This is a genomic window from Pseudomonas sp. 05T35 (assembly GCF_056396605.1).
The window spans coordinates 1-17,643 of record NZ_JBFTLU010000090.1; the positions used below are offsets into that span (position 1 = coordinate 1).

Below are 17,643 nucleotides of genomic sequence, written 5' to 3' on the forward strand. Positions count from 1 at the left end.
CTCCAGCAACTCCGCAAGTTCCAACAGGGCATCTTCTTCGTCGTCCACCAGAAGCAACTGTTGGCGCGGAGCTGAAGAAGCGTTCATGTGCGATTCCTGTCACTGAATAAGTAATCGGATTGAGAGGTGACCAACCGATCAGGGTACAACCGTCCCCCCCAGTGAAGTGATGACTTTATTGAAGGTGCCTTTCACCGAGTTGCCCATCGGTGTAACGAAGGCAACGACGACCAACCCCACCATTGCAATGATCAACGCATATTCAATGGCTGAAGCGCCCTCGGTCCTGGTCATGAACAACTGGAGGCGGATATACAGATACCGCACGAAGTTAAGGAACATACGACTTCTCCTTTGCGCCGAGGGCGCACATGTAGCGGGTGCACAACATGATTGCGCTTTGCCATCGGAGCATTGCCAACAAACCCCGCTCCAGCAACTGTAATAAGCGATTAATCACAAAGTATTAACCGGAATGGTGGCGACTGGGGATTAACCGAAATGCCATACGGTGGTAAGTTATTTTTTTGACCGGTGATGGCGTTTTGATTTAGCTGCGCTACTTTCAAATAGCGAATTAGTTGCATGTTCATAGCTGCCTGATTGCGAATTATCTCGTTGAACGTCACGAGCCGGTGATGCAGCAGGAAAGGGAGAGCCGTCATGAACAGCCGCGTCACCATGGGTCTGGCCGGGCTACTGTTAGTCGCAGCCGTCATTGTCGGGTACTGGGGATTGGTGCTGAGCCGGCAACCGCTAGCAACCGAACCCGTCACCACCCCTGTCACCGTTGCGCTGGAAAAAACCGTTGCTAGCGCCGAAGACCAGACGCGCCAGGCCGTCGTCGTGCTGGTGCATGATGTCCTGCCGTTTACCCCCCTCACCGCCGCCGACCTGACCCTGGAAAAACTGCGCAGCGCGCCCGCCGGCAGCTTGAGCAGCCTGGACCAGGCCGTTGGCCGCACACCCTGGCGGCGCCTGAGCGCGGGCACTTGGCTAAGCAACGAGAGTTTCGAGGCCGGCGGCGCGCTGGCGCGGATGATTCACAGCGATGAGCGCGCGCTGGCGGTGGCGGTGGACGAAGTGATTGGCGCTGCCGGACAACTGATCCCGGGAGATTACGTCGACGTGCTGTTGTTCCTCCGTCAGGACGCCATCAACACGCAGCAGTCGGCGCAAATCGTCATTCCGGCCATGCGTGTACTCGGCGTTGGCGAACAATTTGGCTTGACCAACGAAGGCAAACCCGCCTCCCCTGCCACCAGCGCAGACGAAAAACTCAAACAGGATCAACGCCGCATCGCGGCCCGCAGCGTCGTGCTGGCGGTGCCGGAACAACTGCTGAGCCGAATGATGCTGGCGACTCAGGTCGGTACCTTGCGCCTGGCCGTACGTAGCAGCGAAGAACAACTCCTGGCCAAATACCCCCTTGATTGCGCAAGGGTGCATGGCCTCAAAAACGGCAACTTCGACACACGCATCGGACTCTCACCATGAGCCAGAACCTGAGCCAGACGTTCCTTGCGATTACTCGCAACAGCACTGACCTTGAATGGTTGCAAGGCGCACTGGCGCCCTTGGGCCAAGTGGTCAGCGCCGGTGGTGGCAGCCTCGATGAATTGCTCGCACTGGTGGACGTGACCTTTGCCAGCCTGGTGTTTATCGGCCTCGACCGCGAGCATGTGGTGGCCCAGAGTGCGTTGATCGAAGGTGCGCTGGAAGCCAAACCGATGCTGGCCATCGTCGCGCTGGGCGACGGCATGGACAATCAATTGGTGCTCAATGCCATGCGCGCCGGGGCCCGGGATTTTGTTGCCTACGGCTCACGCGCCAGCGAAGTTTCGGGCCTGGTACGACGCCTGAGCAAACGTCTGCCGCCTGTCGCAACCACTACCCAAATGGGTGGCCTGACAGTGCTCTTTGGTACTCAAAGCAACGCCGACGGCGCTCTGCTCGCCGGGCACCTGGCCCTGGTGATCCAGAAGAGTGGCCAGCACACCTTGCTGCTCGACCTCGGCCTGCCCCGTGGTGACAGCCTGGCGTTGCTGGGCCTGGAGAGCTCGTTCCATTTTGGTGATGCATTGCGGCATCTGCGGCGCCTTGATGCGACGCTGATCGACAGCGCCTTCACCAGCGCCGAAGCCGGGCTGCGAATCCTCGCCTACGCCAACAATGACGAACCGCTGGAGCGCACCAGCGCCGCCGAGCTGTACATGTTGCTCAGCGCCTTGCGCCAACACTTTCAACACATCGTGGTGAACCTCACCGGCCAACCTGACAGCGAAGCCCTGCGCACCTTCGTCAGCCATTGCGACAAATTACTGTGGTACACCGACCAGAGCGTGCTCGACTGCCGACGCAACCTGACGGTGCTCAATCTGTGGCGCGAAAAAGGCATGAAGCTTGAGCACGCCCAACTGCTGGTCGACCGTTACCTGCGCCACTGCGCCCCGGACGCCGAGACACTGGGCAAAACCTTTGGCCTCGAAGTCATCGCCGTCCTGGCCTACAGCCCAGAGGTTCGGCTCAACGCGAAAAACCAGGGCGTGCCCCTGTTCGATCTGGCTCCCCGCGAGGTCCTGACCCAAAGCTTGCGCACCTTGGGCGAACGTCTGGCCAAGCACTCTGAAACGCTGGCAACCCCCAAAATCAGTTGGCTGAATCGCTTGCGAGGCCACAAATGAGCGGTGAAAAACTCTTCGGTGCACAGACTCAAAGCCCGATCGGCAACACCGACCACGAGGGCCTGAAGCTGGTGCTGCATCGCTATGTCATCGATGCCATCGAAGAGTCGGGGAAAAACCTGCTGGAAGGTTCGCGCCCGCTCCTTGCGCAATTCGTCACCGACAAGGTCGCCGAATACATCGCCCGCTTGCACCTGGCGATTTCGCGCTACGAAATGGAGCGTCTGGCAGAAGAAATCGTCGACGAACTCACCGGTTTCGGTCCACTGGAAGTGCTGCTGCGCGACCCCGCCGTGACCGAAATCCTGGTCAACGGCCCTCACCGGGTGTTCATCGAACGTGACGGCATATTGCACCAAAGCGACCTGCGCTTCATCGACGCGCATCATGTCGAACGGGTCATGCAACGGATCCTCGCGCCACTCGGACGGCGTCTGGACGAGTCATCGCCGATGGTCGATGCGCGCATGCCGGACGGTAGCCGGGTCAATGCGATTATCCCGCCCATCGCGCTGGACGGGCCGTGCCTGTCGATTCGTAAATTTCGCAAGGACATGCTTAAAAGCAGCGACCTGATGGCGATGCAAACCATTGACCAGGCGATTTTCGACTTCATCGAGAAAGCCGTCGGCAAACGCTGCAACATCCTCATCAGCGGCGGGACCGGCACCGGTAAAACCACGCTGCTGAACATCCTCAGTCAACTGATCGATCCTCACGAACGCCTGGTGACCATCGAAGATGTCGCCGAGCTGCAACTGGGCCACCCTCACGTCTCGACGTGGTGATTCAACTGACGCGCCTGCCCGATGGCCGACGCTGCGTCAGCGAGGTGGTGGAAGTGGTGGGGATCCGCGAAGACATCTACGTCACCAACACCCTGTTTCGTTTCGATCGAAGGACCGGTTTCGGCTTCCTGCGCGAGGCGGTCAACCCCGCCGGCGACAAGCTGCGCCATGAACTGGCTCTGCCCCTCAACTGACTTGACGAGGCTTGCGCGATGATCGGTCCGATACTGCTCAGCCTGATGTTTCTCGTGTTGCTGGGACTGTCGATCTGGCTGTTCTATCAAGGCCTGCGCAAGACCAGCAACGAACGCGTGCTGAATCGCCTTGCTCAGGGGCAACCGCATCTGATCGTCGAAAACCCGGCGTGGGCCAACCTTGAGCGGACCTTTGTGCGCGCAGGCCTGGGCCGCCCGACGGAGCGTCTGCCGCTATGGCTGGGATTTTGGGTGTTTATCAGTCTGCTTGGTTTTATGCTGGGCGGCTGGCTGGGACTGCTGACACTGTTAGTCCTGCAACCGTTGATTCTGCGGGTGTACATTTCCTGGCGTTATCGACGTCGCCTGAGGCGAATGATCGAGCAGTTGCCGGCGTTGCTCGATCACACCATACGCAGCCTCAAATCCGGTCGCACCTTGGCCGACGCGGTGATGGGCAGTATCGATGCCAGCGCCAACCCGCTTAAAAGAGCGATGGGACGAATTCAGCGCAACGTGCAATTGGGGATCAACCTGCCCGACGCCGTGCACGATTTTGCCGAGTTTTACGACCAGGACGAACTGCGCATGTTTGCCTTGGGATTGAAGGTCAATCACCGTTACGGCGGCAATGCCAGCGAGCTACTGGAGAACCTGATGAAGCTGATTCGCGAACGCGAGCAAGGCGCCCGTCAGCTTCGGGCCATGACCGGCGAAACCCGAATGACCTCCTGGGTTCTGGGGGCCTTGCCCCTCCTCATCGCCAGTTACTTCATGCTGACCAACCCCGGTTACATGCTGAGCATGTGGCACGACCCTGCCGGCCAGCACATGCTGATCGCCGCGGTTGGTTTACAGATCGTCGGGTGCCTGGCGCTATGGCGCATGTTACGGAGTGTCTGAGATGGTCTTACTGGTGAGCGCCTTGCTGTTTCTGGGAGCCATAGCGCTGGTGCTCGGCCATCTGCTGGAGCAGCGACGACGCGCGCGGCATGTCACCCAACGCCTGCAAGGGCATGTGGCGCACGACAACACTTTCGGCAACTGGCTGCGGGCACTCGGCAACAGCCGGTTTGGCCAGCGCTCGCTCAGCATCGACAGTGAAACCCAGACCTTGCTCGCACGCCTGGGTTGGCGTAAATCCAGCGAACGCTCGTTATTCGCCGCATGCCAGGTCGGCACGCCCCTGCTGGTGCTCGGGCTCGCAGTGTTCTTTCAACAGGTGTTCTACCCCGCCGCGCAAAACCACTGGCTTGCGCCGTTACTGGGCGCCGGGCTGGGTTATCTCTTGCCCAAACGACTATTGGCCTATTGCGTAAAACGTCGGCAAAGAAACATCGCCATCGAGATCTCGACGTTCATTCCATTACTGCGAATTCTCTTCGAATCAGGCATGGCCGTAGAACAGTCACTGCGAGTGCTCAGCAGCGAGGCGCATAAACTGCTGCCGGAGCTGACCAGTGAACTACGGCTGATMCTGACTCGGGTCGACTCCGGCCTGGAACTCGGCCAGGAGCTGCACCAGACCGCGACACTGCTGGCGGTGGACGAACTCACCGACACCTGCGTGATCCTCCAGCAACTGATCCATCAAGGCGGCGGCGCCATGAAGTCGCTGCTCACACTCAAGCAATTGCTCGACGACCGGCGCCTGACACACCAGCAGGAATACATCTCGAAAATGTCCGCCAAAATGTCCGTGGTGATGATGCTGTTTCTGTTTCCCGCCTTGCTGATTGTTTTAGCCGGCCCGGGTTTCACCGCTATTGGCCGGGCGTTTGGATCTTAGAGTCGCGTCACAGATTGCTATGCAACGTTGAAATACGGCGGGCGAGTCATCCGTAGCAGCTGCCGAGCCTGCGAGGCTGCGTTCGAGGACGAAGTCCTCGCAAATCCTGCATACGCGGTTTACCTGAAGGAACGCGTTGCCTGATTTTACGACCGCTCCGCGGCCGAACGCAGCCTCGCAGGCTCGRCAGCTGCTACGGAGSKRGTCCTGCACCGTATTTCAACGTTGAAAAATCGCCGTCCCAAGCGACTAAGGTTTRACGACATACTCCGCCGGTTCTTCAGGGTCCATATTGTCCAGCGCTCGATCCACCAGCAGCCGGATCCCGTCGATCATCCTGCAAATACCTAGCGCCACATTGCGTCGAGAACCTTCGATCTCGAACGCCAGGTCAGCGGCCATGGCCTTGACCGAAGCCAGGTCCTCCGAAGCGTTCGCCAGCAGGCTTTCATTGTCGATACTGATCGTCTTGGCCGGCCCGGGGCTCACTGCTATTGACCGGGCGTTTGGGTCTTAGCATCGCGTCATCTGGCGAATGAGTCGCCCGTAGCAGCTGCCGAGCCTGCGAGGCTGCGTTCGGCCGCGGAGCGGTCGTAAAATTGGCGGCATTCCTTTGCTGCGCGTGGGAACGATCAATCTAACGCCGTACGCGCTCTTACCACTCAGGCCGGCTGTCAGGCCGCCGTGCTGTGCTTTTGATCCACCCGCCCCTTCGGGACACCGTAGCGAGGGAACGCCGAGCCTAGGCGAGGTGCCGTACGCTCGGGGCGAGACCTTTTGGTTCCTTTTGGCTGGGCCGGCACTCCGGGCGTTTGCCAAAAGGGACTCGCCGTAAGGGCGAAACCATAAGCAGCCGTTACACCAATAACGGATATACACACAAATACAAACCAAACCCCTAGTGCGCCGTAACCCGCACCCGCCCCCCAAAACTCCCCGGCGACAAAGCCAACGCCAACTGCGTCCGATTATGCATATGCGTCAACCGCAACACCTGCGACACATACAACTTCACCGTGTTCTCGGTAATCCCCAACTCACAAGCAATCTGATAATTGGTCTGCCCCTTGCCCACCAACCGCGCAACATCAAGCTGACGAGGCGACAGCTGATCAAAGATCGCCGGCATCTGCTCCCGATCAACCTCCCCACCCGACGGCAAAAGCGGAGCACGACGAACTTTATCAAGGTCCTGATAAAGGTCATCGATCGATTCGGAAAGGTCTTGCAGCTTCTGATTCRAGTGCCCCAACTGCACACTCTTTTGCCGTTCCTTAAGCGCGACCTCCTGACGCTGCACCCCTTCCAGCAGCTCATCCAGGTCAATCGGCTTCTGGTAGTAGTCGGCGATCCCCGCGCGCAGGGCCTTGATCACATCCTGCTTGTCGGCGCGCCCGGTAAGCATGATGGCTTCGAATGCCCGGTGCTTGCCGGCGATGCGTTGCAGCTCCTGAACCAGTTGAATACCGTCGAGCCCGGGCATGTGCAAATCACAGAGGACCAGGCCGATGTCGACATCTTCACCGAAGCGCGCGATGGCTTGCTGGCTGGACTCACAAGGGACGCAACGGTAACCGCTGCTTTCAAGAAACTCGCAAAGCTCTTCCACGATCAGCGGTTGATCGTCGACCACCAGCACTTTTACCGCAGAGGTAGGTTTGTTCACGTGCGCCTCCATGCCCTGTCCGAAGACTGTCACTTCCTGTACCGACAGCGGCAAGCTGTACAGGTCTGAACTGAAAGTAGACCTACTTTCCTACTATGTACATAGCGATAGTCGTGCCGRACGACTAGCGGATACAGGCCAGTGTCAGCAGCATGCCGATCAGCACAAAGGGCGCAAAGGGTGGTTTTCTTGACAGTTCGGGAGCGCGGTATTGAAGCCGGGTCCTAAGCCCTTGACTCATATGCGGCCAGACCTTTGAAGCAATCAATAGCCACACCAGGCCAGACATTCCAGCGCCGATAAAACTGCCGAGCAAATGCAGGTTGTCGGTCGCCAGTCCGATCGTCGCCATCAGCTTCACATCGCCGGCTCCCAACCGTCCCACCCCATAACCGGGCAAGGTAAACAACAGTGCCAGCAGCAATGCCCACCCGCCCTGAACGTCAGGCGCGCCCAGCCAGGTGGTGCCGGTCCACAACAGATAAATCAATGCCAACAACCCTGCTCCCAAGGTCAGGCTGTTGGCGATATGCCGTTGCTGAACATCCTGTGCCGCGCAAAGCGCCAGCCAGATCAGTAGGACAAAACTCTGCATCCGGTAAAAATCGTCCGCTTTGGCTGAATGATTCTATGCTCATACCACGTAGTCGTTGTCAGGGTAGACGCACTCATGAAATCAGGCCTCCCCAAAAAGCAAAAAGGTGCTGTGGCGATTGAGTTCGCCTTGGTGTTCGTGATCTTTTTTGCGGTGTTCTACGGGATCGTCAGCTACAGCCTGCCGCTGTTGCTGGTGCAATCATTCAACGAGGCCACCGCCGAGGCGGTCCGGCAAAGCGTCGCACTTGATCCGAAAACGCCCAACTACCCGACGGCCATGGAGAACCTGGCAAACAGTGTTTTACAGCAGCAACTGTCCTGGGTGCCAAGCGCCTTCAACCTCACCTTTGGTGTGGACGCCAAGGCTGCCTATAACGCGGGTACCGGTTTGCTGACGGTCAGCGTGACGTACCCCACCAGCAAGCTCAATCAAGTCATCCCGTTCCTCGTCCTGCCTGGTGTCGGTACCGTGCCCAATCTGCCGACAAACCTGACAGCACAATCGAGTCTGCAATTTTGACACCTGGAGAAAAGCTGTTTGGCCGACTGCTCAATCGTCCGCCATTCCAGGAACCCGACACGCCCTCCTACAGCCTGATGAAACAGAATGTCGGATTGCACCTGCTGCTGAACCCTCAGGGCCGGGTACTGCACATGAGTGGCCCCTTGTGTCACKCATTGGCGCTGCGTCCGCCTGCCGACCAATCCCTGCTACTGATCGATTACCTGCTGCCCCACAGTCATTTGGCCGTCGAAGGCACACCCGCTGACTGGCAAGGCCAGAACCTGGACCTGGATTTCACCGGTCTCGGAGGCCAGACCCTGCATCTTCGCGGCTGGGTTCAGCCGACGCCTGACGGCTGGCTGCTGCAGTTGCTCGACATTGCTGATTTGCTGCACGAACGCCAACAGGCCCACAGCCGCGAGGAATGTCAGTCGTTCGCCGGGCACATGAGCGAACAGCTTCGCCTGTGCAGCCTGATGCGCCTGCCCGAGGTGCTGACCGAACAACTTCAAGGCCTGGCCCAGCGCTGGCACATTCCCTGTGTGGCCATCGCGCTGCTCGACGATCAGGAACAAGGCTGGCTGATCCACAGCCAGTACAACGCACACGATGCGCCGCAGTTGTGGCAAACCGGCCAACCGCTGGGCACCAGCCTGGACAGCTTGAGCGGTAATACGCCGTTGCGCTTGAACGTCGCGCATGGCTTCAGCGAGCACCCGCGGTTACAGGGAACCTTCGGTAATACCGACGGATTTCTGGTGCCCTATCGGGACGATCACGGTGTGGCAGCCTGGTTGCTTTGTGGTTTTTACCCGGTACAGCAACGTGCGCCTCAGCTTGGCGAGCGTGACTGGTTGCTGCTGGTCGCAGCGTTGGCCGGGCCACTGCTGGGTCGTTTACGCGAGCAGCATCAACATCAGCAACTGGAACGACTCGAAGCCCTGCAAGGCTTGCTGGGCACCGGTTGGTGGGAGCTGTTCAGCAACACTGACGAGGTTCAACTGGCACCGCAATTGGCGTTCACCCTGCATCTGGAGAGTGCCCGTTTAGCGCTGGCCCAGTGGCTGGGGCTGATCCATCCGGCCGACCGCCAAGAGCTGACCAGCCGCGTGCAGGACCTGCAACAACACGGCAAGACCTTGCTGCTGTGCGTGCGCCTGCACCGCGCTGATGACGCCCAGATGCCGATCTGGTATCGCCTGCAAGGCCAGGCGTTAGGCGTAGGTGAACAGCGTCGGCTGGTGGGGTTCATGCTCGACATCAGCGACATCAAGAATCAACAGCAACAGGCCGCCGCTGCCCATGCCCGCCTGGACAACCTGATTGCCAGTTCGCCGGCGGTGATCTACGTGCAGCGCTATGTCGAAGGCGCGCTGCAACCGAGTTTTTTCAGTGCCAGCCTGCTGCCGTTGCTCGGCTGGAACCTGAATGATTTGACGGGCAACGCGCTGGTGGAGCGGGTTCATCCTGAAGACCGTGACCTGTATTTCGAGCGCACCCGCCAACTGCTGCGCGAGGGATCGGTACGCGCGCGTTACCGTTTGCGCGACCAGCGTGGCAACTACCACTGGCTGCTCGATGAAGCCAGGTTGCTGCGCGACGACCTTGGGCTGCCGGTGGAGGCGGTCGGCTTGTGGCTGGATGTCAGTGAAGCGACCCAGGCCGCCGAACAGGTCAAACAGAGCGAGGAGCGCTACCGGATGCTGGTGGAAGATTCGCCCGCGATGATCTGCCGCTATCGTCCGGACTTGACGCTGACGTTCGGCAATCGTCCCTTGGCGACGTACCTGGAATGCACGCCCGAACAATTGCCGGGGGTCGATCTGGGCAGCTGGCTGTCGGCCGAACAGCGCGAAGCCTTTGTGCTGCGCCTGCGCCAACTGACGCCGGAGTTCCCGGTGAGCACCGCGGAAATCAGCCTGCAACTCCCCGGGCGCGAAAATGCCTGGTGGGTCTGGTCGGATCGCGGGGTGTTCGACGAGCGAGGTCGCCTGATCGAAATTCAGGCCGTGGGCCRCGACAACACCGAGGTCCGCCGCTCGCAACAACAGCTCACGCAAAGCGCAAAAATGGCCACCCTGGGAGAAATGGCCACCGGGCTGGCGCATGAAATCAACCAGCCACTGAACGTGATGCGCATGGCCATCGTCAACGTGCTCAAGCGCTTGAGCAACGGCGATGTGCAGATCGATTACCTGCAAGACAAACTCAAGCGTATCGACGCCCAGGTCCAGCGTGCGGCTCGGGTGGTCGATCACATGCGGGTGTTCGGCCGGCGCTCGGAAATCGAGCAACAATTGTTCAATCCGGCACTCGCGGTGGAAGGCACGCTGTCATTGCTGGCCGAGGGCATGCGCGGCAAAGGTGTCGACTTGCGGATCAGCGAGTTCGGCTTCGAAGCCAATGTACGTGGCCATGTCGATCAGCTGGAACAAGTGTTGATCAACCTGATGGTCAACGCTCGAGACGCACTGCTGGGCAAGCGCGAAAGCGATCCAGCGTTCAAACCATGGATTTCGCTGTATGCCGAACGTGACGAGTATTGGATAAGGCTGTGGGTCGAGGACAACGCTGGCGGTATTGATCCGCGCTTGCTGGAACGGATCTTCGAACCGTTCTTCACCACCAAACCGGTCGGTGTTGGCACCGGTCTGGGGTTGTCGGTGAGCTACGGTATCGTCGAGAACATGGGCGGACGGCTGAGCGTGCGCAATTCGATCGAGGGCGCGCGGTTCTGTATCGAGCTGCCGATTGCGTCGGGTGATCAGATCACCAGGTAGGCTTTGCCTTTTTGCCCGCAGGTGAGGTTGAACCCCACATCGACCTTGTTGACGTCGATCCCCAGATTGAGCAACAGGCTGTTCAACAGCGGATCGACCAAGGGCGCCAGCAGACCATCAATTGCGTTGACCAACAGCGTTGTTACGTCAGCCAGCAGCGATGACAGCGTGCTGAGCAGCAACGCCGTCAGACCGTTAATCGTCGGTGTGTGCTGAATGAGTGTGATGCCACCCAAGGTTGCGCTCAAACTGCCGACGACACCCGATACCGAAACGGTGTGGGTCGGCAATGGCGGGACATTGATTTCCTTGGGGTTGTTGTAGGTGTAGTTCGGGTCACTGGTCCCGGCGATCGGGCTGTCGATCATGATTTCACTGCCACCGCCGGTAAATGGTGTGCGCGGACCACAGGTGAAGGTCAATCCCTGGCAGGTCCTGCTGCCGACATCGACCAGGGTTAACGGTGTAAGCGCTGACAACGGCGAGGAGGAGAACCAGATGGCAGGGTTGATCTGGCCGACTTTGACTTTGAGCGTGGAAATGTCCGTGGTCGCAGTGAGACTTTTGCTGGTCGGACTGACGCATGAGTAATCGGTGACATAACTGCTCCCGACTCCTGCTTCAATCCCTACATCGAGGTTGAGGCCTTCAGGCGCTATTTGCAGGTCTGTTTGTGTGCAGGTTGACAACAGGCACCCGGGGGCCAGCAGCGTGTTGATAGAAACGACAATCGCGCTCAACAGCGTATTCACCACCTGCAACACCGCATTGATAAGAGAAAGGTCGACCGTTGCGAGCACTCGCACCTGCGCGGTCTTCACATAGATCCGGTTCACGCCCAATGGATCGGCCCTGGCCAGTTCCGGATCGCCCACGGCAGAAAACTGCGGCGGCTCGATCACTTTTACACGGGTTGTCACGCCCAGCAGCCCCAGTACGTTCACCGGTAGAACGGCGGTCACTGCACTGTTCTTATTCGCCAACTGCACAAAGCCCTGAACCAGCTGAAACAGCTGCACCGTGGCATCCAGGCCGGCCGTCGAGGTGCCCGTCTGAAGTTGCAGCACATCGCCAAGTTTGATCGGTGGTGCATTGCTGGCCCCCCCCTGCAGACTGGTCAACGCCGTCATTACATCGGCCGTGGCACTGTTCTGACCCGCAACCGTTGCAGCGGCGTGTATGAATTGAGTGACCGTTCCTTGCGTGTTGAGCAATGCCGTGTAGTCACCTGCGCTCACCCCCAGATCGATGGCCAATTGGTCCATGAACTTCAGCAGGTTGATATCGGTGTGGACCAAGCCGTCCCAGCCCACGGCTGTCAGGTTCACGCTGCCGCCCAGAAGGGTTGAGAACAGCGGGTTCAAGAGATTCGACCTCGCGGTGTCGACACTGACGACCGAACTGCGAATGCTTAGCTGCGCCAGCGTCGGTTGCGGCGCCGCTGCCACTGCCGTGGCGGTCAGCGTGGTATTGGCACTGAGCGAAGCCCCACTGAACAATGCCTGAATACCCGCCGCGGCACTGGTCGATACCACGTTGGTGGCAACCACCTGAATGGCCATCGATTGCGCGGCATTGGGGACGAAGGTGCGCAGATTGGTCGGCGCCGTCGCCAGCGAACCGCAGGTGGTGGTCAAGGTACTGGTGGGGCTGATGATGAACGCATTACGCACCGCGCTTTGCCCAGCATAACCAGCGGCCGTCAAGCCCGGCAGGCAGGTGCCGCCACGACTGACCGCTTCCAGCGCGGCGTTGTCCACCACCCGTTGCAACTTGCGCTGCTCCAGATAGAGCCGGCCGCTGTCGACCACCAACAGTGCAAACAACAACGCAAGGCCGAAGGTCATTGCCGCGAGCAATCCGATAGCGCCACGTTGCCCGGCGGGGCCGCGAAACTGCAAACGGCGAGACATCGAGCACTCCTTTGCCGGCGCACTGCCGAGCGCTACCTCCGGTGGTGAAGGCAGTGTAGTCAAGGCTCGAGCACGGCGCTGGCAACTTGCCGGCGCCGATGATTCAAGTGCTTTATTTCGGTGGGTAGTTGCTCAATATCCGCCCTACCGTTGCGCGAATCGCGGCGCTGCGGTCGGCGGGCTGCGGCGATCTGCTGAGCAGTTGCTCATCACTGCCACGCCAGACCAGCTTGCCATCCTTGCCATCAAGCAGGTCGATCTGAAGCGTGGCGACCTTGTAGGAGACGTTGCGGGTTTCGTTGTACATCGGTGCGCCCCAGTAGCCGTTCCAGGGGCCACCCCAAGCACCGCCATAGTTGGTGGTGATTTGCTGCTGGCGATCCTCGACGATCAGGTAGGTCCGCACATTGACGTCAGCCTTGGCACCGGTAGCCGCCGGGCGCAGGCCACGCTGGTCGAGTTGATCGGCAACCGCCTGGCGAATGCGTTGTTCGGTGAGGTCGCTCTTGATCCGCGGATCCTCGGGGCGGTATTGCACCGCTGGCTCTTTCCACGCCCAACTGCGATAGGCGGCGAAGTCGCGGCTGGCATCAAAATCGTAATTGACCTTGGTCGTTTGGCAGGCGCTGAGCAACACAGCGCACGCCAGTAATGAGAGACGAAGGGACATGATTTTTCTCCGGGTCCAGGCAGGGAACCTAACTAGGAGGATACGCCGCTACCGCCTTTTCCACAGCTGTTCGTAACGCATCGCCACGCTCTATTTCGTTGCCTTGGAGGCCCGTTTCAGCGCTGGCACTCCAGACCGGTTGCCCAGTGCTGGCGTCGAACAGATCCACTCGAATCACCAGCACTTGCACCTGATAGGTACGTACGATCGGCGCCGTGTTGTACATCCCGTAGCCGCCATAACCGTAATCGTCCTGAACCTGCATCAGGCGGGTTTCCTGATGCAGGTCGGCGCTGACCCACAGATCGGCCGGACGATTGTCGTGCAGCGGGCGCAAACCCCGTTGATCCAGCGCATTACTGACCGCTTCGGCGATCTGCGCCGAGTCGGCCAAGGCCGAGCCATTGGGCAACCGGCCGTTGAGCCAGGCCCAGCTTTGGTAACGGCTGTAATCACGCGGCGCCGCTGGATAGGCGCTGCGATCAAAGGTGTTGGCGGCGTGTGGTGGGGCCGGTGGTAGCGGGTTGGAGCTGGCGATATACGGATTGCTGCCCTGGCAGGCACCGAGTCCCAGACACAACATGATCAATCCCAAACGGCGTTTCATGATGCTCTCCACAGAAGCCACGGTTCAGACCGGGCGACAGATCCAGTGCAGGTAACGCCCCAGCCCCGCAAAACTCGGGTGACGACGGTGGGCCAGTTCCATTTCCAGCAAGTCGATCAGTTCGGCTCGGGCCTGGAACTCCAGCGGCATGTAGTCATGAAAAACCCGCACTCCGCTTTGGGTTTCAACCTGCCACAAACCTTCCAGTTGCGTCGCCAGTTCGCGCGGATCCAGAGGCATCTGCGGGGTCAGGCTCTGCTTCTCGCCGGCCATGTCGTTCTTGCGCATCTTGCGGAAATGCCCCTTGAGCAAGTTGCGGTAAATCAGCGCATCGCGGTTATAGAACGCCAGCGACAACCAGCCGTCTTTAGTCGTCAGYTGATGCAGCACCGGCAGAATCGCGTGAGGCTCGGCCAACCACTCCAGCACCGCGTGGCACAGCACCAGGTCGTAAGGCTCGGTGAGTTGACCGAGCAGCTCTTGCCACGGCGCCTGGATAAACGTCGCTGTTTGCCCTGCGTCGGCGAAGCGCTGGCGGGCGCCTTCGAGCATCGGTTCGGCAGGCTCGGCCAGGGTCACCTGGTGGCCGCGCTGGGCCAGCCACAACGACATGTGCCCAAGGCCTGCGCCGATATCCAGCACCCGCAATGGGCGATCAGGCAGGGTTTCGGCCAGGTCGGCCTGAAGCACCGCCAGACGGATTGCGCCTTTGGCACCACCGTAGATTTTTTCGGCGAAACGGGTCGCCAGCTGATCGAAATGACGGTCGCTCATCAGCTGAACCGCCGTTCGCTGTCGGCCAGCTTGCTGCGTACTACCTGTTCCATGTCCAACCCCAGCTCGCTGCACAGCAGCAGTAGATAAAGCACGATATCGCCGACTTCCTGACCGGCATGGGCGAGTTTGTCCGCCGGCAACTGGCGCGACTGGTCTTCGCTCAACCATTGGAAAATTTCCACCAGCTCGGCCATTTCGACACTGGCGGCCATGGCCAGGTTCTTCGGGCTGTGAAATTGCCGCCAGTCGTTGCGATCACGGATACAGTGCAGGCGTTCGGTCAGTTCAACAAGGTTCATCGGGCTCTCCTGAAGGCGTATAGCTTCATGCCGATGGCGGATGAAGGCAAGCGCCGGACACTGCTGTCGCTTCGTGACAGTTCGCGAGCAAGCCCGCTTGTATGTTGAGACTTGAAGGGATGGTTGGGACTAAAAGCCCGATTCTGACTCCAACCGCTACAGAACGCAGAAGCTTGCCCAGTAGGCGCAGGCGTTCAGTTACTATTCGCGAATTCAAACCACCAAACCTCTAAGCTTCAAGGGTGCTCGCCAGCCCTGACAATGGCCAAAGCGCTCAGCTCCGGCACCCACTCTTTCATCAGGACGTATACATGCAGGTAGATAGCTTTTTCGAATGGCTCGGTCAGGCGCTGGGTTCGGTCATCCGGTTCATCGTCGATACGCTCAGTGGGCTGTTCAATGCCTTGACTCACGCCAGCGGCAATTTCGTCGACGGGCTGTCACGAGCACTGGGCATGGAGCCCTCGATCATCAGCATTCTCGTGCTGATCATCGGCTTGATGCTGCTGTACTCGGCGATCCGCGCCTTCATGCGTGCATCGATCATCGCCGGGATTATCTGGCTGGTGCTGGGGTTGTGGGTGTTGAGCTGGGTGGTTCACTAACACCCAAACCCCATGTGGGAGCGAGCCAGCTCGCGATGACGGTTTCAGACTCGACAAACAGGCTGCCTGCAAGACTGCTATCGCGAGCAGGCTCGCCCCCACCATTCAGCGTGCGCGGCAACTAGTGACCTGAATTACCATCTTCGGCACGGTTAAACGCGGGGCGCTCGTCGTGCGTGGCAGATTGACTGATGCCCCACAACAAGCGCCCAACGACGCTTGGATCTGCCGCTACAATGCCCGCTCTCGAAAGGAGCCTGAATGTCTACGTTGATCACCGACTGGCGCGATCGTGCGACCCATCGCCGCGTCTGGGCGCTTGCCGCGCCGATGATTCTTTCGAACATTTCCGTGCCGCTGGTGGCGCTGGTCGACAGCACGGTGGTCGGCCACCTGCCCCACGCGCATCAGCTCGGCGCGGTTGCGGTGGGCGCCAGCCTGTACACCTTTCTGGCCTGGGCCATGGGTTTTCTGCGTATGGGCTCCACCGGGTTTGCAGCGCAGGCGGCCGGGCGCGGTGATGGCGCTGCGCTGCGGCAGATCCTGCTGCAAGGCTTGCTATTGGCGATGGGGCTGGCGCTGCTGCTCGGGATGCTGGGCGTACCGCTCAGTGGCGTGGCGTTGCACTTCATGCAGCCATCGGCCGAACTTGATCAACTGACCCGCGAGTTTTTCCATACCCGGTTGTTTGGCTTACCCGCGGCGCTGGCCAGTTATGCGCTGGTCGGCTGGTTCCTCGGCACCCAGAACGCCCGCGCACCGCTGGCGATTCTGCTGACCACCAACCTGGTGAATATCGCTCTGAACCTGTGGTTCGTCCTGGGTCTGCAATGGGGCGTTGTCGGAGCGGCCCGTGCTTCAGTGATCGCCGAATGGACCGGCGCCCTGCTCGGCCTGGCCATGACCCGTAACGCCCTGCGCGCCTACCCCGGGCATATCGCCTGGGCGGCACTGGCGCTGTGGCAGAGCTGGCGGCCGCTGCTGGCGGTCAACCGGGACATTTTCATTCGCAGTCTGGCGCTGCAATCGGTGTTCTTCATGGTGACCGTGCAAGGCGCACGGCTCGGCGATGCGACGGTGGCGGCCAATGCATTATTGCTGAATGGTTTGCTGTTGACCGCCCATGCCCTGGATGGCCTGGCCCACGCAGTGGAGGCTCTGTGCGGCCACGCCATCGGTGCCCATGACCGCCAGGCCTTGCGTCGGTCCCTGGTGGTCGCCTGCGGCTGGTCATTGATTGCCAGCCTGGGTTTTGCGCTGCTGTTTGTCTGCGCCGGACATCTGTTCATCGAGATGCAGACCAACATCCAGAGCGTGCGCGACACTGCGTTCGTCTACTTGCCGTACCTCGCCGCACTGCCGCTGATCGCCGTCTGGAGCTACTTGCTCGACGGCCTGTTCATCGGCGCCACCCGGGCCCGGGAAATGCGCAACGGCATGCTGCTGACGCTGCTGCTATTGCTGCCATTTGCCTGGGCACTGCAAGGGTTCGGCAACCATGGACTGTGGCTGACCTTTCTACTGTTCATGGTGCTGCGCAGCCTGACGCTTGGGGCATTCGCCTGGAACCTGCGCAAGAACGATGGCTGGTTCACCGTCTGAACATCGTGCTGCTCCAGCTCGTGTAGCAGCTGCCGAGCCCGCGAGGCTGCGTTCGGCTGCGAAGCAGWCGTTGAATCAGSYARCGKGYTCTTTCAGGCAAACCGCGTACYCAGGATTTACGAGGACTTMGTCCGAACGCGGCCCGCCTCKAACGCAGCCTCGCGGGC

17 protein-coding genes and 2 pseudogenes are annotated in these 17,643 nt (G+C 60.0%); 9 read left to right on the forward strand and 10 right to left on the reverse strand.

The window, feature by feature from the left end; all coding sequences use genetic code 11:
• Positions 1-87, reverse strand: a pseudogene (locus AC1DH9_RS09645) (response regulator); the annotation flags it as partial.
• A 51-nt stretch (positions 88-138) separates the two neighbouring features.
• Complete coding sequence (locus tag AC1DH9_RS09650; RefSeq protein WP_427538044.1) at positions 139-342, reverse strand: Flp family type IVb pilin; 204 nt, start codon at positions 340-342, stop codon at positions 139-141.
• A 321-nt stretch (positions 343-663) separates the two neighbouring features.
• Between AC1DH9_RS09650 and cpaB the strand changes: the two genes are divergently transcribed.
• The 5 genes and pseudogenes from cpaB (at position 664) to AC1DH9_RS09675 (ending at position 5,455) form a co-directional block, all read left to right on the forward strand.
• Complete coding sequence (gene cpaB, locus AC1DH9_RS09655) at positions 664-1,497, forward strand: Flp pilus assembly protein CpaB (RefSeq protein ID WP_477808096.1); 834 nt, start codon at positions 664-666, stop codon at positions 1,495-1,497.
• A complete protein-coding gene (locus tag AC1DH9_RS09660) occupies positions 1,494-2,684 on the forward strand; it encodes a CpaE/TadZ family protein (protein ID WP_427538050.1) in 1,191 nt (396 codons plus the stop codon). The genes cpaB and AC1DH9_RS09660 overlap by 4 nt, the downstream gene beginning before the upstream one ends.
• Positions 2,681-3,666, forward strand: a pseudogene (locus AC1DH9_RS09665) (CpaF family protein). Before AC1DH9_RS09660 ends, AC1DH9_RS09665 begins: the two are co-directional and overlap by 4 nt.
• A gap of 18 nt (positions 3,667-3,684) precedes the next feature.
• The gene (locus AC1DH9_RS09670) at positions 3,685-4,569 is read left to right on the forward strand and encodes a type II secretion system F family protein (protein ID WP_427538056.1); all 885 of its coding nucleotides are present in this window, start codon (positions 3,685-3,687) and stop codon (positions 4,567-4,569) included.
• A 1-nt stretch (position 4,570) separates the two neighbouring features.
• Positions 4,571-5,455 carry a type II secretion system F family protein gene (locus AC1DH9_RS09675; RefSeq protein ID WP_427538060.1) on the forward strand — a complete coding sequence of 295 codons (885 nt, stop codon included), beginning with the start codon at positions 4,571-4,573 and terminating at the stop codon, positions 5,453-5,455.
• Positions 5,456-5,704: 249 nt separating this feature from the next.
• Here AC1DH9_RS09675 and AC1DH9_RS09680 read toward each other — a convergent pair whose 3' ends face one another.
• From AC1DH9_RS09680 to AC1DH9_RS09690, 3 genes are all read right to left on the reverse strand, one after another.
• Complete coding sequence (locus AC1DH9_RS09680; protein ID WP_427538063.1) at positions 5,705-5,944, reverse strand: DUF6124 family protein; 240 nt, start codon at positions 5,942-5,944, stop codon at positions 5,705-5,707.
• 409 nt (positions 5,945-6,353) lie between these two features.
• Entirely contained in the window at positions 6,354-7,121 is a 768-nt protein-coding gene (locus tag AC1DH9_RS09685; protein WP_477808097.1) for a response regulator transcription factor, read from the reverse strand.
• Positions 7,122-7,245: 124 nt separating this feature from the next.
• Positions 7,246-7,716: a prepilin peptidase gene (locus tag AC1DH9_RS09690; RefSeq protein WP_477806071.1), complete on the reverse strand. Its 471-nt coding sequence runs from the start codon at positions 7,714-7,716 to the stop codon at positions 7,246-7,248.
• Positions 7,717-7,791: 75 nt separating this feature from the next.
• Between AC1DH9_RS09690 and AC1DH9_RS09695 the strand changes: the two genes are divergently transcribed.
• Positions 7,792-8,238: a TadE/TadG family type IV pilus assembly protein gene (locus tag AC1DH9_RS09695; protein WP_427538072.1), complete on the forward strand. Its 447-nt coding sequence runs from the start codon at positions 7,792-7,794 to the stop codon at positions 8,236-8,238.
• The gene (locus AC1DH9_RS09700) at positions 8,235-11,003 is read left to right on the forward strand and encodes an ATP-binding protein (RefSeq protein WP_477808098.1); all 2,769 of its coding nucleotides are present in this window, start codon (positions 8,235-8,237) and stop codon (positions 11,001-11,003) included. Before AC1DH9_RS09695 ends, AC1DH9_RS09700 begins: the two co-directional genes overlap by 4 nt.
• Here AC1DH9_RS09700 and AC1DH9_RS09705 read toward each other — a convergent pair.
• The 5 genes from AC1DH9_RS09705 to AC1DH9_RS09725 all read right to left on the reverse strand — a co-directional run bounded on the left by AC1DH9_RS09705 (position 10,988) and on the right by AC1DH9_RS09725 (position 15,269).
• Positions 10,988-12,916 (reverse strand): pilus assembly protein TadG-related protein, encoded by a 1,929-nt coding sequence (locus AC1DH9_RS09705; RefSeq protein WP_427538078.1) that lies wholly within the window; start codon positions 12,914-12,916, stop codon positions 10,988-10,990. The two genes, AC1DH9_RS09700 and AC1DH9_RS09705, sit on opposite strands and share 16 nt — an antisense overlap.
• Before the next feature lie 112 nt (positions 12,917-13,028).
• Positions 13,029-13,586, reverse strand: a complete 558-nt coding sequence (locus AC1DH9_RS09710) for a DUF4136 domain-containing protein (RefSeq protein WP_427538081.1) — start codon at positions 13,584-13,586, stop codon at positions 13,029-13,031.
• 28 nt (positions 13,587-13,614) lie between these two features.
• Entirely contained in the window at positions 13,615-14,193 is a 579-nt protein-coding gene (locus tag AC1DH9_RS09715) for a DUF4136 domain-containing protein (RefSeq protein ID WP_427538084.1), read from the reverse strand.
• Positions 14,194-14,217: 24 nt separating this feature from the next.
• Entirely contained in the window at positions 14,218-14,967 is a 750-nt protein-coding gene (locus AC1DH9_RS09720; RefSeq protein WP_427538087.1) for a methyltransferase domain-containing protein, read from the reverse strand.
• Complete coding sequence (locus AC1DH9_RS09725) at positions 14,967-15,269, reverse strand: MazG-like family protein (RefSeq protein WP_054595452.1); 303 nt, start codon at positions 15,267-15,269, stop codon at positions 14,967-14,969. Before AC1DH9_RS09725 ends, AC1DH9_RS09720 begins: the two co-directional genes overlap by 1 nt.
• Before the next feature lie 311 nt (positions 15,270-15,580).
• Between AC1DH9_RS09725 and AC1DH9_RS09730 the strand changes: the two genes are divergently transcribed.
• Together AC1DH9_RS09730 and AC1DH9_RS09735 are read left to right on the forward strand one after the other, a co-directional pair.
• Positions 15,581-15,874, forward strand: coding sequence for a hypothetical protein (locus AC1DH9_RS09730; RefSeq protein ID WP_401120673.1), 294 nt, complete (start codon positions 15,581-15,583; stop codon positions 15,872-15,874).
• Positions 15,875-16,135: 261 nt separating this feature from the next.
• On the forward strand, positions 16,136-17,476 hold the full coding sequence (locus AC1DH9_RS09735) for an MATE family efflux transporter (RefSeq protein WP_427538090.1): 1,341 nt from the start codon (positions 16,136-16,138) through the stop codon (positions 17,474-17,476).
• Positions 17,477-17,643: the final 167 nt, after the last annotated feature.